This is a genomic window from Paenibacillus sp. 37, from assembly GCF_008386395.1.
GTDB classification, from domain to species: domain Bacteria; phylum Bacillota; class Bacilli; order Paenibacillales; family Paenibacillaceae; genus Paenibacillus; species Paenibacillus amylolyticus_B.
In genome coordinates, this window is record NZ_CP043761.1 from 1,400,388 (window position 1) to 1,427,209 (window position 26,822).

A 26,822-nucleotide genomic window follows, 5' to 3' on the forward strand; every position below is an offset into this window, starting at 1 on the left:
CTATACTTGAGCCGGTTCTTGATACCAGAAGAGAGAATAGTCGTTCATGACGGAGGCATGCCCCAACTGACGCAGCATGGTAGACACATTGCCTCGGTGGTAGGTCCCGTGATTGACCAGATGGAATACCATTTCCGATAAGCTGGTTTCGCGGACGCCGGCAAATGGATTATCGAGCAGCACGGTTTGTTCAAGATTAGTTTGGCCTTGGAGCCATTCGCTGTATTGTGCCGACAGATCGGCAAACATTTGCATGTACTCATCTATTGAACCGTGAATTTCACCATTGAGAGGCATGCATGCCTGGAGTGCCTCGGGCATACCGGTGCCCGTTAACACCAGATACCACATCTTATCCACTGCGTAGATATGGCTGAGGGCATGGGCGATGGTTGGAAATGAACTGTTCACTTCCTGACTCAGCACAGAAGAGGGGAGTTCTTTGATTCTGTTCAGGATGGTTTGATTAGCCCATGCGTTGTAGTTATACATTTGTTCCGGATGATTCATGAATGATCGTCTCCTTTAATTTGGCGAGGGATGTGGTTACTTACTAAAATGATTATAAAAAAAGAAGTATGACAACAGCGTGTCATACTTCTTCATAGAATTTAAGTGCGTCTCGAAGCTGTTCTTTCAGAATACCTCGTAATTCAATCGGTTCAAGCACCTCAGCGCCACTTCCCAAACTAAGCAGAAACGACCATAACCACTTGGCTTGTAACGGTTGATAAACCGAGATGCGCATCGTCATACTTCCATCCTCGTGAAATTGCTTATCTGCCTGTTGAAAATGATCCATGGCTTCCGCTAGCGCTTCCGGGTTCACCCGAAATACAACATCACTTACCTGATCTTGCCATGATGGATCTGACACAACATTCTCTTGGGGAAGCTCAAGGTGGGGTTGGAAGTGTTCCGATGTCAGTTGCACGTTCATCATCCGGGACAGTCGGAACTCGCGATAATCCTGCCGTGTCTGGCAAAATCCGTATACATACCAATTACGATATTTAAAATGAAGTCTTAAAGGTTCCAGATGGCGGGGTGTATGTTCATTCTTTGTATTGATGTAGTCAAAACGGACAACCTGATGATCCGTAATCCCTTTACGCAGATGAGGAAGGGCGTCAGGTTCTGTTCGGCGAGTCTCCAGATCCACCGACAGACTTGAGGTTTGATGCTCCGGTCCAATCGTTTGCAGACGTTCAATCGTGCCTTGTGCACGTGCATCTTCGAATACTGTGGATAGACTGCTCAGGACCGTGATCAGGGAATCCACATCATAAGAACCGAGCAAGCTTTTATCCATCTTGTATCCGTCCATCATGCCGTAGCCGCCTTTGAGTCCCTGATGGGAGACGACCGGGAAGCCGGCGGCACAGATTACATCAATATCCCGATAGATCGTTCTTGGGGACACCTGAAACTCTTCCGCCAAGGTGGAAGCAGACAATACTTCGTGGTTCAGCAGTTTGTATATGATTGAGATTAATCGCTCCAATTTCAAAAGGTATCCCCGCCCGTTATTCCATTTTGTCATTACAGGCCATTATTATATCACAACAAAAAAAGAGTGCTGGATAGCACCCTTTCGAAGACACATGATTGTTGTTGTGTTGAACAGTTACGTTAGCAGATCGGTCGAACTTCATATCGAGTGAATAGTCAGAGATGACTCTACTCTTCTTGCACGTTATAGAGAACCCGAGCGAGCAGATTCTGTCCATAGTTTCCGAAGTTTTTGCCAAAGATCGTTAAGCCCCGTTTGTTCAAAGATCCGTCGGTAACCGCAATGCGGAAGTGAATATCGCTTTTGTAATCCAGCCCAATCTGGTCCAGCGTTACATCCGAGATACGACATCCGTCGATATAGCTGCCCTCTTGCGTAATCCGAATCAGCTTCAGCATACCGTACTGATTCAAGTGGGGAGGCCACCATTCCGGGTTGAAGGTCCCGCGTGTATTACCGAAATCCCCTGGGCTCGTCCAGCAACCAATCTCAATACCGTTGACATAGAAGTAAATATCCGAAGGGTAATTGTCACAAAAGCCAGGGGCCTCCGAACCCAGTTCCATCGACAACTGAATTTCGCTAAAGGACTGATTAGGTTTGAGATAGTTTGGAATCCGATACTCGAGATAACCCTCGGCCAGCCAGATCATCTCCGCATCAATTCGCAGTGGATCAGCAAAGTACCGCGGATCATCGAACTCTCCAACAATGCTGTCCCGGGTAGCGAGACCACATGTAGGTGCGGCCTGATAATCGCTGTAATGACCGACCTGAATTTCTACCTCATAACGATTGTTAATCTCTTGTGAACGCAGATCAACCATCAATTTTTCCTCATTGAGATAACATATCTTCTGGATTCCATGTTTGCCAACAGCGGTGTTGATCTCGATCAATCCGCTCTCTTCAAGCTTCTTGATGTGCATTGTGATGGCACCATTGCTCAGTCCCAGTTTGGTTGCGAGATCATTGAGATTAAGGCTTTGGTTCTTGGCCAGCAGCTCGATAATCTGAATCCGGATTTCCGAACTGAGCGCTTTGAAGATATTCACACCCGACATCAGATCTTTAATATAAATCATAGGTGGATTTCCTTTCCCCGTTCTGAACAAAGTCTTCGACACAGACATTTGCACATTTATATGTTTTATTTCAGATAATTATAAATCATTCCCTCATGGAAGGGAAGGGTGGAGAAATAGAAGCCAAAACCCTTGTGTATAGCGCAAATACGAATATATAATCTATATTTAGTTCACTATTCCGGTTAAAATAAGTGTTAATCAGTTCACATATATTTGAAATATACCATTGAAATGTCATGTAACCGCTTTTATAATCCTATTATACCTAAATTGATTCATTACTTCATGAACCTAATTAACCATTTGATCAGGAAAGGTGGAGTTTGGTTTGGAAAAGTTAAGCAATGTGAAGAGGGTTATGTGGAAACGGTTGGCGTTACCGGCATTACTTGTGATGGTATTACTGCTGGCAGGTCAGTCAAAGGCTTTGGCGGCGTTCTGGAATCTGACCGGAGATACCGCTGTTCATGATCCGTCGATTATCAAAGAGGGCAGTTCCTGGTACACCTTTTCAACCGGCCCGGGTATTCAAGTATTGAAATCCGATAATGGATCGTCCTGGTATCGTGTTCCACAAATCTTCTTAAGTAAGCCATCCTGGTGGGCTTCTGCCGTTCCGGGACAAAGCGGATTGGATGTATGGGCACCGGACGTAGAGCAGTATAACGGAAAAGTGTGGCTCTATTATTCGATCTCGACCTTTGGTTCTAATCGGTCTGCGATTGGTCTTGCCTCAGCCAATAGTATCGGTGCAGGGCAATGGAAGGACGAAGGATTGGTGCTTCAAACCACGACCGCCAATAATTATAATGCCATTGATCCGAATCTGGTCATTGATGCTTCAGGCAATCCATGGCTGGCTTTTGGTTCGTTTTGGAGCGGTCTGAAGATTGTCAAACTGGACAAAAATACGATGAAACCGACAGGAAACATAACTTCCATTGCGGCGCGCCCGAATAACGGAGGTGCTATTGAAGGACCAAGTATTGTATATCGTGGCGGCTATTATTACCTGTTTGCTTCCATCGATTCTTGCTGCCAAGGGGTGAACAGTACTTACAAAATGGTCTATGGGCGTTCAACCAGTATAACAGGCCCTTATGTGGACAAAAACGGAGTCAATATGCTGAATGGTGGCGGGACGGTACTGGATACAGGCAATGTGAAATGGAAAGGTCCAGGTGGTCAGGACGTGTACAACGGCAATGTCATTGCACGACACGCCTATGATGCAGAGGATAATGGCAATCCGAAATTGCTGATTAATGACTTGCTTTGGGACTCGAATGGCTGGCCGAAATATTGATTTATTTTAGATAAATATAAAATGTTTTATAAAAGTATTGACTAAAGTGATCTGGATTTGATAAATTTAACAACAGAAATCTTATTTCATCCAATTGAATACGGTTACAAGTCCAGATCAGGAGGGGTTCAGATGGTAAAGAAAAAGAGTTGGGTCACATTTATGCTTCTTATGCTGGTAAGTGCACTGGTACTTGCGGGCTGTGGAGGAGGCAGCAGCGGTGCAAATGGGGACAAGGAGTTAACGTTTATGTTCCGCGGTGGGACAGATGAGCAGAAAGCATACCAAGCGGTGGTCAAGAAATTCGAAGAAGATCATCCGGGTGTGAAAGTCAAAATTATCGTAACGGCTGCGGATCAATATGCAACCAAGCTGAGAGCGGCAATTACCGGCAACAGCTTGCCTGACGTATTTTATATCAATCCGGGCGACGTGAAGGCGTATGTGAACAGCAATGTGCTGATGAACCTCACTTCGTATATTGAAAACAATCCGGATGTGGATCTCGATAATATCTGGAAATACGGCGTGGACCTGTATCGTTCTGACGGCCAAATGGCAGGTCAAGGTGACATCTATGGTATGCCGAAGGATCTGGGGCCATTTGCACTGGGTTACAACAAAACGTTGTTTGAAAAAGAGGGCATCCCACTCCCTGACAAGGATAAACCATACACATGGGAAGAGTTCATCAAGGTGAACCAGCAAGCGACCAAGGATACCAATGGAGATGGTAAACCGGATGTATACGGTACTGGATTCAACGTACAGTGGGCCCTGCAATCCTTTGTATGGAGCAACGGTGGGGATTGGTTGGATGAGACCAAAACAAAGGTAACAATTGATGATCCAAAATTCGCTGAAGCCTTGCAATTCTTCGCGGATATGCAGAACGTATACAAAATTACACCTTCCATTGAGGAAGCGCAAACATTGGATACGTATCAACGCTGGATGAAAGGTGAAATGGCTTTCTTCCCAGTAGGCCCATGGGATATGAGTACATTTGAGAAATTACCTTTCGATTATGATTTGCTGCCGTTCCCTGCGGGATCTACTGGTAAATCGGCAACGTGGATCGGATCTCTGGGAATTGGAGTATCCGCGAAAACGAAACATCCGGAAGAGGCAGCAGCATTGGTGAACTACCTTACGGCTTCGAAGGAAGGCATGCAGCAACTGGTAGATGCCAAGGTACAGATTCCGAACTTGCTTGATATGGCAGACGAGTGGGCCAAAGATACATCCACGAAACCAGCCAACAAACAGGAATTCATTGATATCGTTGAGGATTACGGCCGGGCACTGCCAGGTAACTACACGTACAATGCGGAATGGTATGACCTGTTCTTTACGGACATCCAGCCGGTATTGGATGGCAAGATTACAGCCGCAGACTATGTGAAGCAGCAACAACCAAAAATGCAAAAACTGCTCGACAAAGCGGTTGAACAAGAAAAGAAATCTCAGAAATAGTAGATAGGAAAGGGTGATGCCGGCAGCCTGCAATCATGCTGCTGGCATCATTCGTATTGGAACTTATTGGATTCCATACGGGCATGTGGCATTCGTTGATCGGCAAGGTTCAATCGAAGAATGCCACATGCTGATACTAGAAACAGGGGTGAACGCCGTGATTACGAAATCGAGTTTGTATCGCAAAGAGATGCTGTACGGATATCTGTTTATTTTACCTCCGATTCTTGGATTGCTGATCTTTGTCATGTTCCCGTTCCTCTACTCCCTTTATGGTTCCTTTACGGATTGGGACGGACTGGGACAGATGAACTTTATCGGTTTGGCCAACTTCAAGGATTTGCTGACGGATGACCTCTTCTACAAAGCGATGTTTAATACATTCTTCCTGATGCTCGGTATTCCGATTGGATTGTTGCTCGCATTGTTGCTGGCAATGGGTCTGAATCGTAAAATTCCCGGCACCACGACATTCCGAGTAATCTATTACATCCCGGTCATTTCTTCCCTCGCTGCCGTGTCCATTATGTGGAACTGGGCTTATAACGGGGATTACGGTCTGGTGAACCAGTTCCTTGACCTGTTTGGGATTAAAGGGCCTAACTGGCTTGCGAACAAAGACACGGTCAAACCAGCTCTGATTATTATGACAGTGTGGAAGGGTCTGGGATACACGATGTTATTGTACTTGGCGGCACTGCAAAGTGTATCACGTACATACTACGAGGCGGCTGAGCTGGATGGAGCCAATGGGTTCCAAATCTTCCGCAATATCACCTGGCCTATGGTGAAGCCAGTTACCTTTTTCCTCATTGTTACAAATATTATTGGGGGTTCCCAGATCTTCACCGAGATGAACATTATGACACCTACGGGTGGTCCCGAATATTCTTCGGCATCGATCGTTTTCTACATCTGGCAGAAAGCCTTCAGTAACTTGCAGATGGGTTATGCCTCAGCGATGGCCATGATTCTTGGTATTTTCATTTTTGTCATTACCTTGGTGCAATTCAAAATGAACGAAAAATCAGCCTATGATGGGGATTGATTGTCAAGGAAAGGAGTGAACCGGAGATGTCTTACAGTCAAAAGAGGAAATTAACAAACTCGATCATTTTTATCGTACTCGCGATTGGTGCGATTGCGATGATTGCACCACTGATCTGGATGTTGTCCACGTCATTGAAGGAGAAGCAGGATGTGTTCGCGCTTCCGCCTGTATGGATACCTGAAGTATTCCAATTTGGAAAGTATAAAGAAATCTGGGAAGCAGGCCCGCTGCTCAGCGGGATCAAAAACAGCCTCATCGTTGCGGTGAGTGTAACTGTGGTGGGTACGTTTACGTCCAGTATCGCTGCCTTTGCTTTTGCCAAGTTAAGATTCCCGCACAAAAACAAACTGTTTCTCGCATTGCTGGCATCCATGATGATTCCTTATCCGACAGTCATGATCCCACAATTCATCATGTTTGCAAAGCTGGGCTGGGTGGATACGCTGTTACCACTGATTGTTCCTGGCCTGTTCGGTAACGTCATCATGATCTTTTTCCTGCGTCAATATCTGCTTAGTGTGCCTGATGCGATTATTGAAGCAGCCAAAATCGATGGAAGTTCCTACTTCCGGCTGTACTCCAGTATTACGTTTCCACTCATCAAACCGGCGATTGCTGCACAGCTGATTCTCTGGTTCATGGGCATCTGGAATGATTATCTGGCACCAATTATCTATCTGAATTCACCGGAGAAGCAGACGTTACAGCTCGTTATCGCGAACTTCAATGCCACGTATGCGATTCAAACCGATTACCCACTTATTATGGCGGCGTCGATTGTAGCCCTGTTACCGGTATTAATCATCTTCCTGATCTTCCAGAAACAGATTATTGAATCGGTTGCCATTTCGGGAGTCAAGGGATGAACCAGCGGAAGAAATTCCGGCGGTGGTCGAATTCAGGAAAAGGAGTGGTTGCTTCCATGTTGTTATTGATGGTTGTTGGAGCTACGGGTTGTTCAGGAGAAACGGTGTCCCGTCCGGTCTTTCCTAAAGCTCCTCAAGATACTCAGTTGTATGACACCTCCATTTTGGACGATGAATCACGCTGGACGGTGAACAATGCGCATGATCCGGCCATTATCAAAACAGACCAGGGATACTACGTCTATTCCACAGACGTTCGTGTAGCAGGAGAAGCGAAACCCGGCGTCATGGTACGCAAATCAGATGATCTGATCCACTGGAAGTGGGTAGGTCAGGCTCTGCCGGGTATTCCGCAAGAAGCGCTGGACTGGACAGGTGCAGTCAATCTGTGGGCACCCGATGTGATCCAAGTTGGCGATACCTATCGGATGTATTATTCGGCTTCTTCTTTTGGCAGTACCCAGTCGGCCATTGGTCTTCAGACATCCTTATCTCCCGAAGGTCCATGGACAGATGAAGGACTGGTTGTAAAAACTTCTGCGAATGAACAGGACAAATTAAATGCCATTGATGCCAATCCCATCGTAGATGCCGAGGGCAATTCGTGGATGGTATATGGTTCATTCTTTGACGGCATTTATATTGCGCCACTCGACCCCGACACCGGGAAATTCAAGGACGAGGGTTATGGTACTCGCATTGCTGCTCGGGATCGTGCAACTGAAGAGGGCGCAGTGGAAGGTCCCTACATTGTGTATAACCCGGAGTTCAAAAAGTATTATCTGTTCGTCTCCTATGATTCCTTATTCGAGGACTATAACGTGCGGGTTGCGCGTGCCGATTCAATCACAGGACCGTATACGGACATAAACGGCAATAACATGCTGGATACGGAGTATCTGCCGCAATATGAGATCGGCACCAAAATTCTCGGCGGTTATCGCTTCACAGAAGGTGAAGGCTGGGTTGCGCCTGGACATAACTCCGTGTTGAAGGACGGAGACGATTATTACATCGTGCATCATGCACGGGGTGAGACGGATAAAAACTGGCCATATCTGCATGTACGCAAAATGTTATGGACGAAGGACGGCTGGCCTGTCGTTTCACCTGAACGGTACGCAGGTGAGACCACACAGGATATTCCGAAGTCCATGATTGCCGGGGCGTGGGAAGGAATGGCACTTGATCCGTCCGTGGACGGGCAGATTCAAGCCGTGCCTTATACCCTAACAAGCAACGGTAAAATTAAAAGCGAAAAAGGTTCAGGAACCTGGACCCTTGATGACAAACAAACACTGACACTGAAGTGGAAAGAAAGCCCATGGGGCGGAGCCTCCACAGAAGAGCTGAAGCTGCTGCCGTCTTGGGACTGGGAGCGAAGCCAGCCGGCAATCGTAGTGACAGGCCTCAATGACCACGGCGTGGCAGTCTGGGGCAAGCAGATCAGCGCAGCTGAGGAGTAAGGGGACGCCCAGCGAGCGCGGAAAGAGCGAGCTACTGCTCTATGGGTGCACAAGCAGTGAGGGGGAGGAAGGAGCCGCAGGAGCGAGTTTGGCATCCGATTTCAACCGCCAGGAGCGGTGGGAAAAGAAATTGGAGGACAAGAGAGCTCCAAGGCCCTGCCACCCCCGAACGTCCGCTGTGCATGACAAAGTTGGCCTATGTCTGAGGCCAATAATGCACTAAATATGGGGAGAGTTGACCCTGCGAAGCGGTCAACCCCATAAGACCGAGCCAACAAAAAGGCTCGAAGTGAGGTTGTAACCCAGCGAGCGCGGTAAGAGCGAGCTGCCGCTCCGAGGGTGCACAAGCAGTGAGGGGGAGGAAGGAGCCGCAGGAGCGAGTTTGGCATCCGATTTCAACCGCCAAGAGCGGTGATAAAAAGAAATCGGAGGACAAGAGAGCACCAAGGCCCTGCCACCCCCGAACGCCCGCTGTGCATGCAAAGCTAGTCTATAGCTCTGCGGCTTGCCTTGCATTACATGCGGAGAGTTGACCCTGCGAAGCGGTCAACCCCATAAGACCGAGCCAACAAAAAGGCTCGAAGTGAGGTTGTAACCCAGCGAGCGCGGTAAGAGCCGAGCGGCCGCTCCGAGGGTGCACAAGCAGTGAGGGGGAGGAAGGAGCCGCAGGAGCGAGTTTGGCATCCGATTTCAACCGCCAGGAGCGGTGATAAAAAGAAATCGGAGGACAAGAGAGCACCAAGGCCCTGCCACCCCCGAACGTCCGCTGTGCACCACCCAAAAAGGTTTTCGCTTTTTTCGCAATTGGGTTACATTCCCCAACTTCGAGCCAAACAACATTTGAAAGGGGAGCATTCCCATGACTGATTCTATTACATTTACTAATCCCATCCTGGAGCAGCGCGCAGATCCGTGGGTGTACCGTCATACAGACGGTTACTATTATTTCTCCGCTTCCGTACCAGCCTTTGACCGGATCGAGATCCGGCGAGCAGAGACGTTGGAAGAGTTAAGAGATGCTGAGCCGGTAACGGCTTGGACCAAGCGTGACACGGGGCCGATGAGTGCCAACATCTGGGCACCGGAGATTCATTTTATCGATGGCAAATGGTACATACACTACGCTGCGGCTCACACCAGTGAGACCAACGAAGGACTGTTCGATCACCGGATGTATGTTCTGGAGAACGATTCCGCGAATCCACTCGAAGGAGATTGGGTAGAAAAGGGACAGATTTACACACGGTGGGAATCATTCGCACTGGATGCAACAACCTTTGAACATAAGGGGATTCGCTATCTGGTCTGGGCGCAGAAAGATCCTGATATTGTGGGCAACTCCAACCTGTACATTGCCGAAATGGAGAACCCATGGACGCTACGCGGCGAGCAGGTTATGATCTCTACGCCTGAGTACGATTGGGAAATCATCGGCTTTAAAGTGAATGAAGGAGCAGCCGTGATGCATCGGAATGGGCGGTTGTTTATCGGCTACTCGGCAAGCGCGACCGATTACAATTATTGTATGGGTCTGCTCACCGCAGATGAAAATGCCGACTTGCTTGATCCGGCTAGCTGGGTGAAATCACCCGAGCCTGTATTCCAGACTTGTGAAGGGAACGGCCAATACGGTCCGGGGCATAACAGCTTTACGGTGTCACCGGATGGCAAGACCGATATTCTGATTTATCATGCGCGTAATTACAAAGACATCGAGGGTGATCCCTTGTATGATCCGAACCGTCACGCCCGTGCTCAAGTGATTCATTGGCGTGAAGATGGCACACCTGATTTCGGTGTTCCGGTTCCAGATGGCAGCGCAGTAGCTGAAGCAAAATAAGAGGTAATGAAACCTTGAATACGAGAGCCCTTAGTTAGCGAGTGATGCTGATTAAGGGCTCTTTTGTATGTGAACGATAAGATGGAGTGCCTGAACATATGTATCCTGGACACAAAACAAAGCAACCACAACGATGATTTCTGCGTATGAGAAAGATACAGATTACGATGCAGAACCTATTAGGAGGATCACATATGGATTCACGCGAGACGTTGGACTTGGAGCTTGAACAGATTTTGAAATGGGAGAAACAACAGAAAGACTTGTTTATTTGGGATAAAATCGGGCGTTTGCCCTTTGCGATGTTGGATAAAGTGATGCCTAAAGCGCTGAAACAGAAGATCGGCGATTCCCTGAATGACGTGGGTCAGTATGTGCAGAATGGGGGCAAGTTCCTCGTACAGAAGAAAAAAGTAGCCAAGCTGCTGCAAGAGGAAGCCGAGAAGTCCGGTTATTCCATGATAGATACGTCCTATCGTCTGGAGCAGGAAGCTGAAGCGGAGGGGACAGCGAAGATTCATAGTGTGGAGAATCTGCCACTTAAAGTGCTGGACCAGGTGGCTGATAACATTACCGAGAGCCGAACCAAATTTGCTGCGGCGCAGGGAGCAGCTACAGGGTTTGGTGGCATTGTAACTATTGCAGCAGATATTCCGATGGTGATGGGGCTTTCTCTGAAGGTACTGCAGGAGATGGCTCTATGTTATGGTTATGATCCGGATGAACCGCTGGAGCGTATCTTTATCGTCAAATGTCTGCAATTCTCTTCCGCCGATATTGTAGGCAAGAAGGCGATCATTGAAGAACTGGCCGCCTACGACGATCCGGACAAGCCAATTGAAGTGGTATCGCAGATGCAGGGCTGGCGGGAAGTGTTTAACTCCTACAGTGAATCCTTTGGTTGGAAGAAGCTGTTCCAACTCGTGCCTATTGCCGGCATGGTATTTGGTTCAGTGAGCAACAAAAATACGATCCGTGATGTAGCCGAAGCAGGTAAAATGTTGTACAAAAAACGGCTGATCCTTCAGCGTTTGAAGTAACATTACAGAAGAAGTTATATTACAGAAGAATATTTATATTGAAAGAGTTGAATTTGATATGTTAAACAAACAGGGTTTCTATGATCTTTTGGATCGCAATAATATCGTTTACGAAAGTATTGAACATCCCGCAGTATACACGATGGAGGAAATATTCTCTTATCAAATTCCACATACAGAACGTATCGTTAAAAATCTGTTTCTGCGTGATGACAAGAAACGCAACTATTATCTGGTGACGATTGCTGGAACGAAGTCCGTTGATTTGAGAAGTTTAAGCGAAAAGATACCTAGCCGCAAATTAAGTTTTGCCAGTGAAAAGGATTTGTTGGAATTCCTCGGATTGGAAAAAGGGCACGTCAACCCTATGGGGGTTTTTAATAATATTCAGAAAAACGTGACCGTAGTTTTTGACAAGGATCTAGTTGGTCAGAAAATCGGAATTCATCCGATGGAGAATACGGCGACGGTATTCCTTGAATTTGAAGATGTGAAGGAACTAATTACAGCTCAAGGCAGCAACGTTGTCATGTGTGACGTGGAATAAACGGTTGAACTAAATACGAGAACAACAAATATAAAAAGGGGTTCCTGCCAGTCTGTGAATACAGAGTTGGCAAGAACCCTTTTGTTATGGTTCAAGCATTTTATTCATACTGCAAATGTAAATGACTAATGTGAAACCTAAAGAACTCAGCAGACGTTATTCGACGATATTTTACTAATTCCAATTGCTAAAGAATCTCAGACACGTTATTTCTGCATTTCACACGCACATTCCAAGGTTTTCGGCCTTTTTCTCTGGAATAGCGTTGCTTAGATTCTTTAGATTGCGAAACCAGCAGTAATCGTTCAAATAAGTGCTGTCAGGTTCGTTAGCGCAAGATAACGTCTTATAAGGACGATGCTGCCACGTAAGGATTGGATCTAGTATAGAATAAAAAGTGGACACCTGTTGATGTATTTTTTACTCTTCACTACCGTTTTCTTTCGCCCAGATATTGAGTAATTTATCGGATGGAAGCAAGAACGTGAAGATCCCGAGCAGGGGCAGGAAGCTGCACATCTGCATTACGGGTGATACACCGAAAACGTCAATCCAGTTGCCCAGCACGAGTGCGCCCAGGCCTCCCATACCAAATGCCAGACCTGTGATCAGACCGGAGACCGTTCCGATTTTGCCCGGAATCAGCATCTGTGCGTACACAACCGTAACCGAGAAGCTGGATAACATGATAAAACCAATAATGGTTAGTAGTACGCCTGTCCAGAACAGATTCGCATAGGGCAGCAACAGAGCCAGCGGAGCAGCTCCAGCCATGGACAGGAAGATCAGGTTACGTTTGCCGAATCGATCTGCCAGTGGGCCTCCGAAGAATGTACCAAGTGCTCCAGCAGCGAGGAACAAGAAGATATAGATCTGCGCGTCCTCTGTGGATAATCCAAAGGTATCTTTCAGATTAAACGCGTAGAAGCTGCCAATGGAAGCGATATACCAGGAACGAACAAAGACGAGCAAAATCAATAGCGTAATGGCGGCAGTAATCTTTTTGCGTAAAGCAGGATTGGGTGCACGACGAGCAGCAGCCTGTCTACGCAGATATCCTCCCGATTGCAGCATGCGTCCATACCAACGGGCTATGTAGATTTGGACTGCAATCCCCATGGCAGCAATGCCTGTAAATCCAATGGCACCGAACAGTCCAAACGGGATAAAGATCCAGCGTGTAAGCAATGGGGCAAGGGACTGCCCGGCGTTACCACCAACCTGGAAGATGGACTGTGCCAGCCCACGGCGCTGACCAGCAGCCATATGGGATACCCGTGAACCTTCCGGATGGAAAGCAGCAGAGCCTAGACCGACAAAAATAACGGAGATTAGGACAGCCATATAACTGTCAGCGAAGGCCAACAGCAACATGCCAGTAAATGTAAAACCCATGCCAATGGGCAGGATAGATGGCGTCGGTTTTTTATCTGCAAACCAGCCTACGACAGGCTGCATAATGGAAGCGGTAAAGTTGATAGCAAATGATATCCATCCGATTTGAGTATACGTGAGATGCATAGAGTCTTTCAAAATCGGAAAAATGGCTGGAATAACCGACTGGATCGAATCATTGAAGAGATGAACCAAACTGATGGCAATGAGTATCCGGTAAACGGTGCTTTGGGCATCCGATCCGGGTGGGGCTTTCGAACGCGCTGTGGCGTCCTTGGTTAAAGTGGATTGAGTAGACATGTACAATTCTCCTTTGGTCGCGGTCACGAGGGATCAGCGCCTGATGTTGTAATATATGCGTGTAAGCATATTGTTACATAATAGGATAGATTGATTGGACCGACAAGGGGAACAAGGGAAAACGTTGATGAATTCAACTCTATTTCCAAGGTGTTTATTAATAGCATTGCATTTACAAAATAAACGTATTACTTTAGCATCTACTGTAAGAAGACCCATATTTATGTGTAAGAAGGATAGAGGAGGGATGTATATGAAATCCTTATCACCTTATGAATCCGCCAAACGTGAGTTGGTGATGACTATTTTGTATATGGCTGTAATAACGTTTCAGGTTATCTATGTAGCACCGAAATCTCTATCTGCTGCTATCGTCATATTTATCATTTTTCAGTCAATTGGTGTGCTGATGTTGAGACATTACATCAAAAAAGTCAAAGAACTAAAGAAAGATCGATCTACTTGAAAGTGACTCCAAGCTTAGGGTAGAGACGGAGGTTCTGCAGGATTAAACTAAAAAGCCGAACTTCTTGAGCTATATAAGCTGAATTAATCATTTACAAGGTAACGGAGAGGACAGAAAAAACCTGAAAAAGCGAAGCGTACGCCTAAAAGCTTTCTGAAAGAAAGCTGCATCGGAAGCGTACGCCATCCCCGGATTTTCCCCTTTTAGAAAAGGGAATGTAAAAAATCTGGGGATAACAGCGATTGGAAGGTTGTTCTGTCATCGTAGTGTCAGTGTAAATAATCTTTAGTTCAAGTTATATAGCAGAGTTCGGCTTTTGGCATTCTATGATTCTATTTTATACAGAATGGATGAAACTGACGAATTAACGATTATCAATCGTCTCCGGATACATATCATGATTCATCATGCGATGGTCGGCCATCTGCTCGTACTTCGTTCCCGGTTTACCGTAGTTTGTATACGGGTCAATGGAAATACCGCCGCGCGGTGTGAATTTGCCCCATACTTCGATGTAGCGTGGGTCCATCAGCTTGATCAGGTCGTTCATGATGATGTTCACACAGTCCTCGTGGAAATCACCATGGTTACGGAAGCTGAACAGGTACAGCTTGAGTGATTTACTCTCGACCATTTTCACATCCGGAATGTAGCTGATATAGATCGTTGCAAAGTCCGGCTGACCCGTAATCGGGCACAGGCTGGTGAACTCCGGGCAGTTGAATTTTACAAAATAATCACGGTACGGATGTTTGTTATCAAAGCTCTCCAGAATGTCCGGATCATATTCAAACGTATATTTTACATTCTGGTTGCCCAGCAACGTCACATCTTGCATCTCATCAGGTTGTCTCATCGGTTATTAAACGCTCCTTGTTTCCGTCAAAGCCCAAAGCTTCGCGGGTTATATGAATAGGCCGTTTTGCCTGTTGAATTCTCTTCATTGTCTGAAGACATTTCGTTCTCATCCTTACATCATGCCGCCCATTTCACCCATACTGCCCATTAGACGCCGCGTTTGTTGCCCCATACCAACGTATGTAGCTGCGGAAGAACACGAACATCATTCAGGTCATCGGAGGCACTAACTTGGTCGATCAGCCACTCATAACGAGTAAGCAGCGAGGACGCCAGATCTGGCGTATCGGAGGAAGTCACATCCGGGTTCCCGGTTTGTAAAAATAAATCTGTGCCCGGATACCGCGCATGCACACTGCGTGCATAGTCCAGGTCTGTCTCATCGAAGATCACGATCTTCAGACTGTGACTTCGTTCTACCGGGCCAGATGCCAGCCTTCCGATCAGATCATCCAGCACGGACCAATCGGTGTCCATGGCGGAGCTGGGTGGCTTAGGCGAGACGGTGACTTCGTCAATGTCCGCCAGCCAAGGCTGCCAGCGAGAGCCCTGCGTCTCCACCGCGGTGCGGATGCCGTTCTCCCGCAGCAGGGCAACCAACCCGCCCAGCGAAGCAAGCAGGGCGGGATTACCGCCAGAGATGGTGACATGGGAGAAGCGGGTGCCGCCAAGGCGGCGCAATTCTTCCCATACATCCTCTGGCGTAATCATTCGAATCTGGTCCTTGCCACTGCCGTCCCAGGTAAAGGCCGAGTCGCACCAGGAGCAGCGATAATCGCAGCCCGCGGTGCGAACAAACATCGTTTTTTGCCCGATGACCATGCCTTCGCCTTGAACCGTCGGACCAAAAATCTCCATCACGGGAATACGAGCCTCTTTGCGAGATCCCGTCTCATTCACCTGCTGTGTCACACTACTCATGGATCATCCACTCCCGTCTCGCCTCCGCGTAACTGGTTGGTGTCTCGAAGAGTCGGACAAACTCCGTCCGCCCACCATCGGTCAGCCCGGCATAGGGCTCCGTCTGGAGCGCATGTTCCATCTGTTCGAACAGCCAAACGACCATATTTTCAGCCGTTGTATTCATTAAAGGAAGTGTCTCGTTGAGGTACTGATGATCCAGATATCCCTCAATTTGAGTTTTCCATATATCTTTGATATGTCCAAAATCAACCGTCAGCCCGGTCTCACCCGGATAACCGCTAATGCCAAAAATAACTTTATACGTATGACCGTGCAGGTTTTTACACTTGCCTTCATAACAATGCAGGTGATGTGCTGCGTCAAAGGTGAATTCTTTGCTTACAAGCACACGTTTGCGGTGATAGCGCAGCTGGGTGGGTAGAATATCTTCTCCGATGCGTTGCAGATGCTCTACAATACGGAATGTTCCCGGCTCTCTCATCGTACATCCACTCCCGTAGATCCGGTAGCACGTTGCTGTACATAACGATCCAATCCGGCTTTGCGCAGTTTGCAAGCAGGGCACTCTCCGCATCCATCGCCGATCACGCCGTTATAACAGGTCAGGGTACGCTCGCGTACATAATCAAAAGCACCGAGATCATCGGCCATCTTCCACGTTTGGGCTTTGTCCAGCCACATGAGCGGGGTGTGAATGACAAATGGATAGTCCATGGACAGGTTAAGCGTCACATTCATTGATTTCACAAATGAATCCCGGCAATCTGGGTATCCGCTGAAATCCGTCTCGCATACACCTGTAACCAGGTGACGTGCTCCTTTTTGCTTTGCCATAATGGCTGCAAAACTGAGGAACAGCAGATTTCGTCCATCTACAAATGTACTCGGCAGTTCGCCTTCTTCATGCGTAATCTCCACATCTGTGCGAGTGAGCGCATTGGGGGCAAGCTGATTTAACAGACTCATATCGAGTACCGTTTGCTGTACGCCCAGATCACGAGCGATCTCGGCTGCGCATTCAATCTCCAGCTTGTGGCGCTGACCGTAATCAAACGTAACAACCTCGACATCGGCAAACTGTTGTTTGGCCCAGAACAGACACGTGGTACTATCCTGACCGCCGCTGAATACAACGACTGCTTTTTCTTCGTTCAACATAAAAAAACCTCTCTATCTTCTTGAGATCAAACCATGCCCGTAGGCATAGAGTGTCGGAAGAACAGAGAAGTTCATGAACTGGCATCCATCAAAAAACACACCTTCTCGATAACCGCTTCAAAAAAGCAGGCAAGAGTAAGTGTCCTTAGTTTTTTACGTACATGATTGCATGGTGACCGCAACGTGTACGCAAGACGTATACTGACCATCACATGGTCAAGTCTAGTCTTATAGAGGGAGTTCGCGAACCTCTCCCATGCCACAGGCATGGATTTTCTTCTTCAATTGTCTGAACTATTATAACATGAAACCGCGCGGTGACCACCCCACTGGAGCATAGTGGCAGCTAATCGGTCGGCTCCATCAACTAACAGCTTATTTGATCAATACATTGCCGAAAGGGATAACTTCTTTCAGAATTCGTTTGAACAGTCCCTCATCGTTAAGATCCTGTTCCAAGCGGCGATTCTCACGTCCAGCCTGAAAGAGTACAGATCCATGTCCTGTCATCTTCCAATGATAATTCATATGCTGACTGGCAAGGTTGTTACCATATACGGTGAGTTCAAGATGTGCATTTTCGGGATAGGCAATAATGCTGCCAGCATCCACATAGAGCGGCGCTGTTGGATGAAGTTCCTGTTGGCAGACTTGGCCTTGGGTGAGCAATCCGATTTTGCCTTTGCCGGAAAATTTCATTTTCACTGCATCACGGGTGATCAGCATGTTTTTGATTTTCTGGATTTTGGTATGCATGGTTACACCATCCGAGTAGAAGAACAGGTGGCGGAAGTCGTAGAGCAGATCACTGTCCTCCGTGAGCTCCACTTCCTTCATCGTGAATCCGGGAGGCAGGGCAGCCACAAATTGGCAGGGTCCGGTGATTTCGGATTTAATCAGCTTTTTTTTGCGATATATGCCCGTGATATTCATGAATTTGTCATTGCGACTCCCACTTGGACCGCGGAAGGCCACAATTTGCTGCGGATGCAAAATATGAAGGCGGTCATCTTTAATCAGTGAAAATGTAACGACTTGTCCTGCTCCGCTTGCTTCAGCATTGTTCAGGTGTATGTTCATGCAGTTGCTCCTGTTCTTTTATACTCGGCCGGAACGGCGACGCATTCCCCAGCGCATCACACGAATCAGAACAAAGTAACCCAATATGAGCGAAACGACAGTGATGATCGTCGTCTGAATTCGTTTGGTAGTAGCTGCTTTGGCATCCTGGTCGTCCTGTAATTTACTTACCATTTCAGTGAGTTTCTGGTTCTGAGCCAGCAGTTGTTCGTTCTGGGTCTTAAATGCTTCGACATTGGCCTGGGCTTGTCCCAACTGAGCAGACGTTTGATTTAATTGCTCCATTGTTTGCTTATAACTTTCCTGCAGAGCGTTCACTTCTCCGGGCAATTCGGAGACTCGTTCCCATCCACTGTATATATCCGTAAAAATATTGGCACTGGCAGCACTTACTGTCGAAGCGATCGAAACGGTAAATAGAATGCATGTGGTGAATAACACCCGAATGAAATAACCCTGAATGGATTTTGGCATCGTTAACACCTCTTTCTTCGGTTAGATAGATCAAGCGCCGAATTCGTCGTCTATTGTTGAAATACGGCTCTTACATTATACGTCAAAACCGGGACGATGGGTTCAAGATGATATCGTTTTATTACCCGAAATATTTAAAATGATTTAGGAACAAGGCTGTTTAACTTACAAATCTGCCGGGTAATAGAACGATAGGCAAGCACACCGGACCGTTTAACAGATCTTTTACTTCAGTTCCGGGTGCATGCTATTCACAAATGCGCAATTTAATGAACGATACCAATATATCCGATTGAATATAAGATCGTGAACATGAAGGAGTAGAAACATATGTATACTGCAGATCAGAACACATCAACCAAAACGATTATGATCACTGTGAATGGAGAGCCAGTAGGGCGTAAGCTGGTCATTGACAGTGTCACCTATGCACCGGTAAACGAAGTAGATGGTGTACAATATTTACACAAAATGGGAAACGATCATCCTACTGTTTAATTTGGGACTTGTCATAGATAAGTGATTGATAAGCTTGGCCTAGTGCCAGGTTTTTTCGTCGTTTATTGTCGTATTGAGACGGATTTAGGGATATAAAACTAATATATTGGAAAAATTTAATGAGAACATGTGTTCCGTGACAATATAGTGTCCATTCACCCTGATAACTTAGAAGATAATACATATAAATCGGGGGAGAGACTACCAGTGAACTCAGTCTTTGAAGTATCTTATTCGTGGAATAAAGAGGCCATACCGACAGGGGGAGCCGACCCCGTATATATGATGGTAGAGTGGCGTAACGGTGCCCCTGCCAAAAGACTTAGGAAAATAGCACCCAAAATTGTATCAAGAGATTTGGAACTTTTGCTCAAACCGGAATATGGAGTACAGCTAAAAGGCATCTATGGATGTCGTTCCAAAGAAACGGATATTGGCTGGTTATTGAGGCTTGGGGATATGTACAAGGGAGAAAGTAAACAAATTTTGCTTGAATTCGTCATGGGACCCCGTGTATCAGGAAAAGCTGCCGTATGTTCAGCCTACTGGAGCACAAGGAAGTTGAAGCAAAGTCAACGTGTGTTGTTACGAAGAGAACAGTTGTATATTCAGTACACCAGTCATCTGGGCATGTTGCGACAGCCGGAAGATCCCAAGGTGGAGAAGACGATCAAATTAAGTGAAACCGTGCCCCTGATCAAACAAGCCCTGCGCGCCTACGAAAGAGGCCGGGTTCAGGAGGGAAGTAATATGTTACGTCGTCATGCTGATGCGTTGTTAATTGAAGCGGCGCGGAAGCAAGATTTGGACTATTACGCGGAAGCCGAGATCGTTGAAAAACTACGTTATCACTATGAGATAACGTTTACAACGGGATATCATGATCGTGAAAAAAAGATATTAGGAGAATAGGGTTGATTTCAGATGGTGACGGTATAGAGAGAGTCTACATATTTGAAGGTGAAGTTTAGGAGAAGGTCGAATGTATGTATCAATATCATATTAAACAATGGATGGAGTTGTATCAAATTTATTGAAACAACATCGTGGAGGGTCCGGCAAAATGACAGACCGACTAATCCGATTAATGCGCATTATCACACTGGTGCAGGCCAAGCCGGGTATACTGGCACGTGAGCTCGCCCAGCGATGCGAGACGACGGAAAGGACGATATACCGCGACATGGAGGCCCTCAGTGCAATGCATATCCCGATCGCCAATATGGGACACGGACAAGGGTACATGTTTATCAGCCAATTTGCCATGTATCCGCTAAATTGGTCTGATGAAGAAGCCCAAGCTTTCATGCATCTTGCTGAAGTTATGGAGAATATTCGTCCTTTGCTAAAACCTGCTTTTGAGAGCGCTTATGAGAAAGTGGTTGCTGCGAGTCAGAAAAACAAAACAGAACGAGTGGAATGGTCGGAGCAAATTAGTGGATTGTTCAAAGCGGGATTGCCAGCATGGCAAAATGAAAACAACGATTCGCAGAATCAATCCCTGATTACCCTGCTTCAGTCTGGCATTTCACAGAACACCATTGAAGGGGAGTATCTGTCTCAAGGTAAAAAAGGGATCGTACGTATAGATCCTTACTGTCTTATCCCTCGTGAATACAGATTTGAGCTGTTAGGGTATTGTCACCTGTCGGAGAAACTTCGAATATTTCAGGTGAGCCGGCTGCAAAGGATACGGATATTGCCACGCACGTTTCGCAAAGAGGATTATCTGATGCAATCGCACTTCCGCATTCCTTGGGCATACGAGGGAAGTGCGGAGTGGACTGCGTTCAAAATTCGATTTGCACCCCATGCTGTGGAGCGTGTGATGCAGGAGCAATTTTTTATGCGACCCATCCTAACCATTGAACCGGAAGGTAGCCTGTTATTTGAAGCCATATTAAGTGATGTTGACGAATTTCTTGTATGGATATCTAAATATGGACCTGATGCGGAAATTCTCGAACCTGAGATTTGCCGCATCAAGATGAAAGAACGCCTAAACTATTGGCAACAAATGTACAATAAAAGTTGAGATTAGAATGCCACCTATCCTAAGGCAAAACACGATTAAGTACTGTGCTGTGGACGGTTACTCTTTGGTTTTGAAAAGGCTTGCCAGATTGCCAAAAGGGGATTCTTTCTCTTCATCTTCTGTGGAGCTGGAATAGACAACCTTGGATGTAATGCCCTCATCATCGGCTGCACAGTTGTTTTCGAGAGTGAATCGGTCAAATTGATGCATAAACACCTTGGCTGTATTAATGGCATCATCCAAAGCACGGTGCTGGGTACCATCAAATTCAATTCCGCAGATTTCAAGAGCCTGAGCGAGACCGAGTTGACGGAACTTGCCTTCTTTGCGAACGGTACGGGACCATTGCTGCTGAAGATCGTTATGATTGGTGATCCAGGCCACATCAAGTTGATGGGTGCGACAATGAGAGATCAGTTTGCTGCGGTCATCGGGTCCCCAGGAACACATGTAATAGGGGTCACTTCCCATCCAGGCGATGAATTGATTCAGTGCTGCCGGAAAAAGGGGGGCTGCATCAATATCTTTCTGTGTGATACCTGTAAATTGAATTGTGTCAGTGGACAGAACAGACTTATTGGAAGGACGAACATACGTATGGAACGTATCCGTTACAACCAATCCATCCGCACTTTCCGTAACTTTGACGGCACCGATATCAATAATTTCAGAAGAATAGCGAGTATTGCGGCTTACCGTGAATTCAAGATCATATATGATATATGGCATAGGACAAGCTCCTTTATCGATTAATACCTGTGATAGATTTCTATTTCTCTATATTACAGGGAACGTGCTGCCATGTCAGCCATCGCCAGAGAATTCATTGTAGTCAGGATGAACGAACAGTCTGAGTGTTTAATGATCTTTCTGATGCATTTCCGGTTTTGGTAAGTCTTTACTTCGCAAAAAGTGGTCGTTATAATGAGGAAAGTTAGGGACTTTCCTATATTTTGTTTGTATGTATGGCAACATAAAAGTAGAATTTTCCGTCTTATTATCAAAACTTCCTAACACCGTTTGAAGTGTTGGGGAGTTTTTTTATTGTTTATAGCATACTCGTGTAGGAAAGGAGAAAAAGTTAGTCGGTTGTTGCTATAACATAGGAAAACTACTCACGAGTTAGTATTATTGAATTTAAAGTACATATGGAGGTTTGTGTCTTTGATTAGTAGAAAATTGAAAATAACAGCAATTACAGCTAGTGTGTTTATTGTTTTAATGAGCGCTGCATATGGTGCATTTTATATTTGGAACAAGAATTATAAATTTAATAATAATTATGTATGGCAGCCTTTGGAGGACGTGCAATCTACACTAAACCTGAAAGATTCCTATAACGTTATTGTAGCTGGAACGGATCCGGAAGGTATTACTGCAGCCTTATCAGCTGCTCGTAATGGGATGCGTGTATTGCTGGTGGAAGCAAGAGATCGCAACATGTTGGGAGGATTGTTGACCGAGGGAGGCCTTAATACGCTGGATCTAAATTATTCCCCTGAACAACCGCAGTTATTGAGTAGTTTGCGGCAGCCTGACTTTTTGAACAAAGGCATTTTCCAGGAATGGTTCGACCAGATCGAGGGAAGTTCATTTGATACCCATACAGCGGCTAACATATTCTATCGGATGGTTCGTTCTGAACCTAATATTGACCTGTTGATGAATGCGAAGGAATTAATTCCCCTTACTGAACAATCTACAGGAGATCACACGACAATAACGGGTATGAGCATTACTAAAGAAGATGGAACAACTGTTCAGATCTCAACCCGCTCCATCATTGATGCAACAGAAGATGCGGATATTGCAGCCGCTGCAGGAGTTCCATATTCCATAGGTAGACAAGATATTGGAGACGGTAAATCCAAAATGGTCTCTACGCTTGTATTCAAGCTAAGCGGTGTTACTGATGAAGTATGGCAAAAGTTTAGGGAAAGAGAGGGAACCGGGGTTGATAAGATGAGTGCTTGGGGGTACGGTGATGCTAGAAAATATGAATCCTCCAATCCACAACATATTAAGATTCGAAGTCTGAATATCGGAAGACAAAATGATGATACAATCTTGATTAATACGATGCAGATCTTTGGGGTAGATCCGTTAGATCCGATATCTGTGAAAAAAGGTCTGGAAATCGGGCGTAAAGAAGCCCCACTAATTGTTGATTTTCTGAAGAAAAATTATGATGAATTTGCAGGGCTGCAATATGCTGGAACAGCAGACGAGCTTTACGTGAGGGAGTCACGTCATATCTATGGCGAGTACCGATTAACATTAGCTGATGTCATGGAAAATCGTGATCATTGGGATGCCATTGGATACGGCTCATACGATATTGATATTCAGAGCACGAGTGTTGGAAATCCCGGCACGATTATGTTGAGTCCGATTCAATATGGTGTACCCTTTCGCTCGCTTGTACCGCTAAAGGTTGATGGTTTACTCGTCGTTGGACGTGCAGCAAGTTTTGATACAATCCCACACGGTAGTGCAAGAGTTGTCCCACTGGGAATGGCAGAGGGAGAAGCAGCAGGAGCGGCGGTCAAGCTGGCATATATCCATAAGGAGTCCTTCCGCGAACTCTCAGCTTCTGAAGAGCGAGCATCTGAACTACGTAAGATGCTGGAGAATCAGGGTATGGATCTGAAAGTTCATCGTTTCGAGCAGCCTGATTATATGGAACATAAGGATTACAAGGGATTGCTGGCTGCAGCGAGTATGTACATGACTTCAGGCAATTATAATAACGATGGTTGGGAACTGGATAAAGGAATGAATCCAGAACGATTTTTAAGTAAATTGAAGAGAATGCAAGCGATGTTTCCAGAAGCCTACACAGGCAGTGCCGACCAAGCTCTAGCAAATATGGAGAATGCCGTAACCCTACCTTTAACGTTGGATCAGGCTGCGTATATGTTATGTCTGGCAATGGGATCTTCAGAAACGGAAACTTCACTTGAACAGGCACTTGCTCAATTACAAACGCAAAACTTTATAAGTGCCGACACGCTTGCTGGCATTGCTGACAAGAACAATCTTACAAATGGGGATGCGTTTATGCTCATTCGTGATGTAGTGGAGTATTATTCTGGAGTTGTATTCGACTAATTGGTTGACAATTACTTGTAAATGAACTAATGTGGTCAAAAATGATAACAGCGTTATAACGAGGACATGATTGTGCAAGCCAGCTTCAACAGAGAGGGAACAGTGTGGTGCAAGGTTCCTGTAGCTGCTTCATAGATTCCTACCTCGCGAGCTGCGGAAGGAATGCCCATACAGGGTTGCAACCTCCGCCGGCAGGGCCCGTTATGCCCCGTAGGACTGCATGTTACAGATCGCATAGGTTGCGAACGGATTAATTTGCAGTTAAATAAGGGTGGTACCACGACACATTCGTCCCTTGACGGATGTGTCTTTTTGCTGTTTATGCGCCGTATTTGATAACAAAAAGGAAGATTAGGAGTGTGTTATGATGCGTCAAAGTGAAATGCTTGTCCCAACATTACGTGAAGCGCCAGCGGAGGCAGATGCAGCGGGACATCGTTGGTTACTGCGTTCCGGTATGATTCGCCAACTGGCTGCGGGAATTTACAGTTATCTGCCCCTCGGACGGCGTATATTGTTAAATGTTGAACGCATTGTTCGAGAAGAGATGGATCGTGCCGGGTGTCAGGAGGTGTTGCTGCCGATTATGCAGCCTGCGGAGTTGTGGGAAGAATCCGGAAGATACACACAGTATGGTCCCGAATTGATGCGTCTGAAGGATCGTCATGCACGGGAATTTGCTCTTGGACCAACACATGAAGAAGTTGTAACTGCGTTAGCGCGGGATGAGGTGAACTCGTATCGTAAGCTGCCATTCACGCTGTACCAGATCGGAACCAAATTCCGGGATGAACGCCGTCCACGATTTGGATTGCTGCGCGGCCGTGAATTTATCATGAAAGATGCGTACTCTTTTGCTTCCGATTGGGAAGAACTTGATCGTACCTATCAGGCGATGAATACAGCTTACAGTCGCATTTTGGAACGTTGTGGTCTGGACTATATCCGGGTCGAGGCGGACGCAGGAACGATTGGCGGTCAAGGGGAAACACACGAGTTCATGGCTCTTGCTGATGTGGGTGAGGATACGATTGTCACCTGCAAACATTGCGGATATGCTGCGAATCTGGAGAAAGCTGACTATCAGACCTCAGGAGATAGTGGTGAACTAAAATGGAAATCGGAAGTTCCTGATGTCTCTTCGAAAGCAGACTCCGCAGTTCAAACGGATGAGCAATCTGGGGTAGAAAGCGTAGTACGCATCTCTACACCAGGCGTTCGTACGATCGCAGAGTTAAGCGCCTTTGTGGGCGAAGCTGCTAATCATATGATCAAAACACTGCTTTATCTGGCAGACGGTCAGCTCGTTGTTGCCCTTGTACGTGGAGATCATGAATTGAATGACATCGCATTGAAGCAGGTGTTGGGGGCAGAGGAACTGATCCTTGCAGACGATGCAACCATTGCGGCACATCCAAATCTGAAGGTAGGATTCCTGGGTCCGATTGGACTAAATCTGCCGATGGTGGTGGACGCTGACGTGGCAGTGATGAAGAGTGCAATTACAGGAGCCAATGAAGTGGATGTGCATGTTTCCGGTGTACGCCCAGGCATTGATTTTGCATTGGAGCGAGTAGAACGAATCCGCTTTGCTGCGGAAGGGGATGCTTGTCCAACATGTGGATCACCACTTGTGTTTACCAAAGGCATCGAGGTTGGCCATATTTTCAAGTTGGGGACGAAATATAGTGATGCCATGGGCGCTTCATTCCTGGATCGTAATGGTCGCCAGTGTGCGCCCGTCATGGGGTGTTACGGCATTGGTGTATCCCGTCTGATGGCCGCTATAGCTGAGCAGTATGCAGGAGATGATGGCATAAAATGGCCTGCCGCTGTTGCACCTTATGATGTGCATCTGATTACAGTAAGTTGGAAGGATGAGCAGCAGCGTCATCTCACCCTCGAACTGGAAAAACAATTGATCGATGGCGGATTCACTGTATTGGTTGATGATCGGGATGAACGTCCAGGTGTGAAATTCAAGGATGCGGAGCTGATCGGATTGCCTGTGCAGATCGTTATTGGCCGAGGAGCAGCAGAAGGACAGGTCGAACTGGGATCACATGCACTTGCAGCATCAGGTGAATCGAAACGAATCGGGTTGACTGCACAGGAAGCTGTGCTTTATGTGAAGGAACAGCTCACTTTCTAAATTCAGGGGATTCGTTAATTATATGAGTTCATATAATAGTACCGAATATGATGCGGTAGCTGATTTTGATTGCTGAAATTCCAATATGAGCATGAAAAAGAGGGCTATAGGCATGCAATTTGGTAGGATTTTATGAGTGATATCATACGAAATAACTATATTTGGACATATGTCTTCA

Annotated in this window: 25 protein-coding genes; 14 read left to right on the plus strand and 11 right to left on the minus strand. The window is 46.4% G+C overall.

Annotation, left to right across the window (positions count from 1 at the left end; translation table 11 throughout):
- The 3 genes from F0220_RS06125 to F0220_RS06135 all read right to left on the minus strand — a co-directional run bounded on the left by F0220_RS06125 (position 1) and on the right by F0220_RS06135 (position 2,598).
- A complete protein-coding gene (locus tag F0220_RS06125; protein WP_105600771.1) occupies positions 1-510 on the minus strand; it encodes a DinB family protein in 510 nt (169 codons plus the stop codon).
- 82 nt (positions 511-592) lie between these two features.
- Entirely contained in the window at positions 593-1,510 is a 918-nt protein-coding gene (locus F0220_RS06130; RefSeq protein ID WP_105600769.1) for a helix-turn-helix transcriptional regulator, read from the minus strand.
- A 170-nt stretch (positions 1,511-1,680) separates the two neighbouring features.
- Entirely contained in the window at positions 1,681-2,598 is a 918-nt protein-coding gene (locus F0220_RS06135; RefSeq protein WP_105600767.1) for an ArsR/SmtB family transcription factor, read from the minus strand.
- Between the two features lie 361 nt (positions 2,599-2,959).
- Here F0220_RS06135 and F0220_RS06140 point away from each other — a divergent pair, with 361 nt between their 5' ends.
- The 8 genes from F0220_RS06140 (at position 2,960) to F0220_RS06175 (ending at position 12,193) form a co-directional block, all read left to right on the plus strand.
- On the plus strand, positions 2,960-3,907 hold the full coding sequence (locus F0220_RS06140) for an arabinan endo-1,5-alpha-L-arabinosidase AbnA (protein WP_181155541.1): 948 nt from the start codon (positions 2,960-2,962) through the stop codon (positions 3,905-3,907).
- Positions 3,908-4,039: 132 nt separating this feature from the next.
- Positions 4,040-5,383, plus strand: coding sequence for an ABC transporter substrate-binding protein (locus F0220_RS06145; protein WP_105600765.1), 1,344 nt, complete (start codon positions 4,040-4,042; stop codon positions 5,381-5,383).
- Positions 5,384-5,540: 157 nt separating this feature from the next.
- Entirely contained in the window at positions 5,541-6,431 is an 891-nt protein-coding gene (locus F0220_RS06150; protein WP_036611613.1) for a carbohydrate ABC transporter permease, read from the plus strand.
- 26 nt (positions 6,432-6,457) lie between these two features.
- Complete coding sequence (locus tag F0220_RS06155; protein ID WP_036611483.1) at positions 6,458-7,300, plus strand: carbohydrate ABC transporter permease; 843 nt, start codon at positions 6,458-6,460, stop codon at positions 7,298-7,300.
- A gap of 56 nt (positions 7,301-7,356) precedes the next feature.
- A complete protein-coding gene (locus F0220_RS06160) occupies positions 7,357-8,766 on the plus strand; it encodes an arabinan endo-1,5-alpha-L-arabinosidase (RefSeq protein WP_105601092.1) in 1,410 nt (469 codons plus the stop codon).
- A gap of 859 nt (positions 8,767-9,625) precedes the next feature.
- Positions 9,626-10,606 carry a glycoside hydrolase family 43 protein gene (locus F0220_RS06165; RefSeq protein ID WP_105600763.1) on the plus strand — a complete coding sequence of 327 codons (981 nt, stop codon included), beginning with the start codon at positions 9,626-9,628 and terminating at the stop codon, positions 10,604-10,606.
- 194 nt (positions 10,607-10,800) lie between these two features.
- Positions 10,801-11,646 carry an EcsC family protein gene (locus tag F0220_RS06170; RefSeq protein ID WP_105600762.1) on the plus strand — a complete coding sequence of 282 codons (846 nt, stop codon included), beginning with the start codon at positions 10,801-10,803 and terminating at the stop codon, positions 11,644-11,646.
- Between the two features lie 58 nt (positions 11,647-11,704).
- Entirely contained in the window at positions 11,705-12,193 is a 489-nt protein-coding gene (locus F0220_RS06175; RefSeq protein ID WP_105600759.1) for a prolyl-tRNA synthetase associated domain-containing protein, read from the plus strand.
- Between the two features lie 420 nt (positions 12,194-12,613).
- Here F0220_RS06175 and F0220_RS06180 read toward each other — a convergent pair whose 3' ends face one another.
- Entirely contained in the window at positions 12,614-13,888 is a 1,275-nt protein-coding gene (locus F0220_RS06180) for an MFS transporter (protein WP_036668794.1), read from the minus strand.
- Positions 13,889-14,141: 253 nt separating this feature from the next.
- On the opposite strand from F0220_RS06180, the gene F0220_RS06185 reads away from it, so the two are divergent.
- Positions 14,142-14,354 carry a hypothetical protein gene (locus tag F0220_RS06185; RefSeq protein WP_105600758.1) on the plus strand — a complete coding sequence of 71 codons (213 nt, stop codon included), beginning with the start codon at positions 14,142-14,144 and terminating at the stop codon, positions 14,352-14,354.
- Positions 14,355-14,718: 364 nt separating this feature from the next.
- Here F0220_RS06185 and queF read toward each other — a convergent pair whose 3' ends face one another.
- The 6 genes from queF to F0220_RS06215 form a co-directional block, all read right to left on the minus strand.
- A complete protein-coding gene (gene queF, locus F0220_RS06190; protein ID WP_105600756.1) occupies positions 14,719-15,210 on the minus strand; it encodes a preQ(1) synthase in 492 nt (163 codons plus the stop codon).
- 149 nt (positions 15,211-15,359) lie between these two features.
- Complete coding sequence (queE, locus tag F0220_RS06195) at positions 15,360-16,133, minus strand: 7-carboxy-7-deazaguanine synthase QueE (protein WP_105600754.1); 774 nt, start codon at positions 16,131-16,133, stop codon at positions 15,360-15,362.
- The gene (queD, locus tag F0220_RS06200; protein WP_100530025.1) at positions 16,126-16,617 is read right to left on the minus strand and encodes a 6-carboxytetrahydropterin synthase QueD; all 492 of its coding nucleotides are present in this window, start codon (positions 16,615-16,617) and stop codon (positions 16,126-16,128) included. Before queD ends, queE begins: the two co-directional genes overlap by 8 nt.
- Positions 16,614-17,291 carry a 7-cyano-7-deazaguanine synthase QueC gene (gene queC / locus F0220_RS06205; RefSeq protein WP_105601091.1) on the minus strand — a complete coding sequence of 226 codons (678 nt, stop codon included), beginning with the start codon at positions 17,289-17,291 and terminating at the stop codon, positions 16,614-16,616. Before queC ends, queD begins: the two co-directional genes overlap by 4 nt.
- 378 nt (positions 17,292-17,669) lie before the next feature.
- Positions 17,670-18,374: an AIM24 family protein gene (locus F0220_RS06210; RefSeq protein WP_105600752.1), complete on the minus strand. Its 705-nt coding sequence runs from the start codon at positions 18,372-18,374 to the stop codon at positions 17,670-17,672.
- An 18-nt stretch (positions 18,375-18,392) separates the two neighbouring features.
- The gene (locus F0220_RS06215; RefSeq protein ID WP_105600751.1) at positions 18,393-18,848 is read right to left on the minus strand and encodes a hypothetical protein; all 456 of its coding nucleotides are present in this window, start codon (positions 18,846-18,848) and stop codon (positions 18,393-18,395) included.
- Between the two features lie 330 nt (positions 18,849-19,178).
- Here F0220_RS06215 and F0220_RS32405 point away from each other — a divergent pair, with 330 nt between their 5' ends.
- The 3 genes from F0220_RS32405 (at position 19,179) to F0220_RS06225 (ending at position 21,381) form a co-directional block, all read left to right on the plus strand.
- Positions 19,179-19,346 carry a hypothetical protein gene (locus F0220_RS32405; protein ID WP_165790126.1) on the plus strand — a complete coding sequence of 56 codons (168 nt, stop codon included), beginning with the start codon at positions 19,179-19,181 and terminating at the stop codon, positions 19,344-19,346.
- A gap of 207 nt (positions 19,347-19,553) precedes the next feature.
- Positions 19,554-20,258 (plus strand): hypothetical protein, encoded by a 705-nt coding sequence (locus F0220_RS06220; protein ID WP_017690195.1) that lies wholly within the window; start codon positions 19,554-19,556, stop codon positions 20,256-20,258.
- Positions 20,259-20,379: 121 nt separating this feature from the next.
- Positions 20,380-21,381, plus strand: coding sequence for a helix-turn-helix transcriptional regulator (locus F0220_RS06225; RefSeq protein ID WP_223199859.1), 1,002 nt, complete (start codon positions 20,380-20,382; stop codon positions 21,379-21,381).
- Positions 21,382-21,438: 57 nt separating this feature from the next.
- On the opposite strand, the gene F0220_RS06230 is transcribed toward F0220_RS06225, so the two are convergent.
- Positions 21,439-22,110 carry a 3'-5' exonuclease gene (locus F0220_RS06230; RefSeq protein WP_017690193.1) on the minus strand — a complete coding sequence of 224 codons (672 nt, stop codon included), beginning with the start codon at positions 22,108-22,110 and terminating at the stop codon, positions 21,439-21,441.
- Between the two features lie 435 nt (positions 22,111-22,545).
- On the opposite strand from F0220_RS06230, the gene F0220_RS06235 reads away from it, so the two are divergent.
- The gene (locus F0220_RS06235; protein WP_223199860.1) at positions 22,546-24,492 is read left to right on the plus strand and encodes an FAD-dependent oxidoreductase; all 1,947 of its coding nucleotides are present in this window, start codon (positions 22,546-22,548) and stop codon (positions 24,490-24,492) included.
- A 367-nt stretch (positions 24,493-24,859) separates the two neighbouring features.
- On the plus strand, positions 24,860-26,644 hold the full coding sequence (locus F0220_RS06240; protein ID WP_091015523.1) for a proline--tRNA ligase: 1,785 nt from the start codon (positions 24,860-24,862) through the stop codon (positions 26,642-26,644).
- Positions 26,645-26,822: the final 178 nt, after the last annotated feature.

Excerpts from the sequence above, each read along its gene's own strand:
- F0220_RS06145 (WP_105600765.1), top strand. The coding sequence starts at position 4,040 with ATGGTAAAGAAAAAGAGTTGGGTCACATTTATGCTTCTTATGCTGGTA.
- F0220_RS06165 (WP_105600763.1), top strand. The coding sequence starts at position 9,626 with ATGACTGATTCTATTACATTTACTAATCCCATCCTGGAGCAGCGCGCA.
- F0220_RS06140 (WP_181155541.1), top strand. The coding sequence starts at position 2,960 with ATGTGGAAACGGTTGGCGTTACCGGCATTACTTGTGATGGTATTACTG.
- F0220_RS06170 (WP_105600762.1), top strand. The coding sequence starts at position 10,801 with ATGGATTCACGCGAGACGTTGGACTTGGAGCTTGAACAGATTTTGAAA.
- F0220_RS06135 (WP_105600767.1), bottom strand. The coding sequence starts at position 2,598 with ATGATTTATATTAAAGATCTGATGTCGGGTGTGAATATCTTCAAAGCG.
- F0220_RS32405 (WP_165790126.1), top strand. The coding sequence starts at position 19,179 with ATGTATACTGCAGATCAGAACACATCAACCAAAACGATTATGATCACT.
- queF (WP_105600756.1), bottom strand. The coding sequence starts at position 15,210 with ATGAGACAACCTGATGAGATGCAAGATGTGACGTTGCTGGGCAACCAG.
- F0220_RS06215 (WP_105600751.1), bottom strand. The coding sequence starts at position 18,848 with ATGCCAAAATCCATTCAGGGTTATTTCATTCGGGTGTTATTCACCACA.
- F0220_RS06155 (WP_036611483.1), top strand. The coding sequence starts at position 6,458 with ATGTCTTACAGTCAAAAGAGGAAATTAACAAACTCGATCATTTTTATC.
- F0220_RS06230 (WP_017690193.1), bottom strand. The coding sequence starts at position 22,110 with ATGCCATATATCATATATGATCTTGAATTCACGGTAAGCCGCAATACT.
- F0220_RS06185 (WP_105600758.1), top strand. The coding sequence starts at position 14,142 with ATGAAATCCTTATCACCTTATGAATCCGCCAAACGTGAGTTGGTGATG.
- F0220_RS06210 (WP_105600752.1), bottom strand. The coding sequence starts at position 18,374 with ATGAACATACACCTGAACAATGCTGAAGCAAGCGGAGCAGGACAAGTC.
- F0220_RS06125 (WP_105600771.1), bottom strand. The coding sequence starts at position 510 with ATGAATCATCCGGAACAAATGTATAACTACAACGCATGGGCTAATCAA.
- F0220_RS06180 (WP_036668794.1), bottom strand. The coding sequence starts at position 13,888 with ATGTCTACTCAATCCACTTTAACCAAGGACGCCACAGCGCGTTCGAAA.
- queD (WP_100530025.1), bottom strand. The coding sequence starts at position 16,617 with ATGAGAGAGCCGGGAACATTCCGTATTGTAGAGCATCTGCAACGCATC.
- queE (WP_105600754.1), bottom strand. The coding sequence starts at position 16,133 with ATGAGTAGTGTGACACAGCAGGTGAATGAGACGGGATCTCGCAAAGAG.
- F0220_RS06175 (WP_105600759.1), top strand. The coding sequence starts at position 11,705 with ATGTTAAACAAACAGGGTTTCTATGATCTTTTGGATCGCAATAATATC.
- F0220_RS06240 (WP_091015523.1), top strand. The coding sequence starts at position 24,860 with ATGCGTCAAAGTGAAATGCTTGTCCCAACATTACGTGAAGCGCCAGCG.
- F0220_RS06160 (WP_105601092.1), top strand. The coding sequence starts at position 7,357 with ATGTTGTTATTGATGGTTGTTGGAGCTACGGGTTGTTCAGGAGAAACG.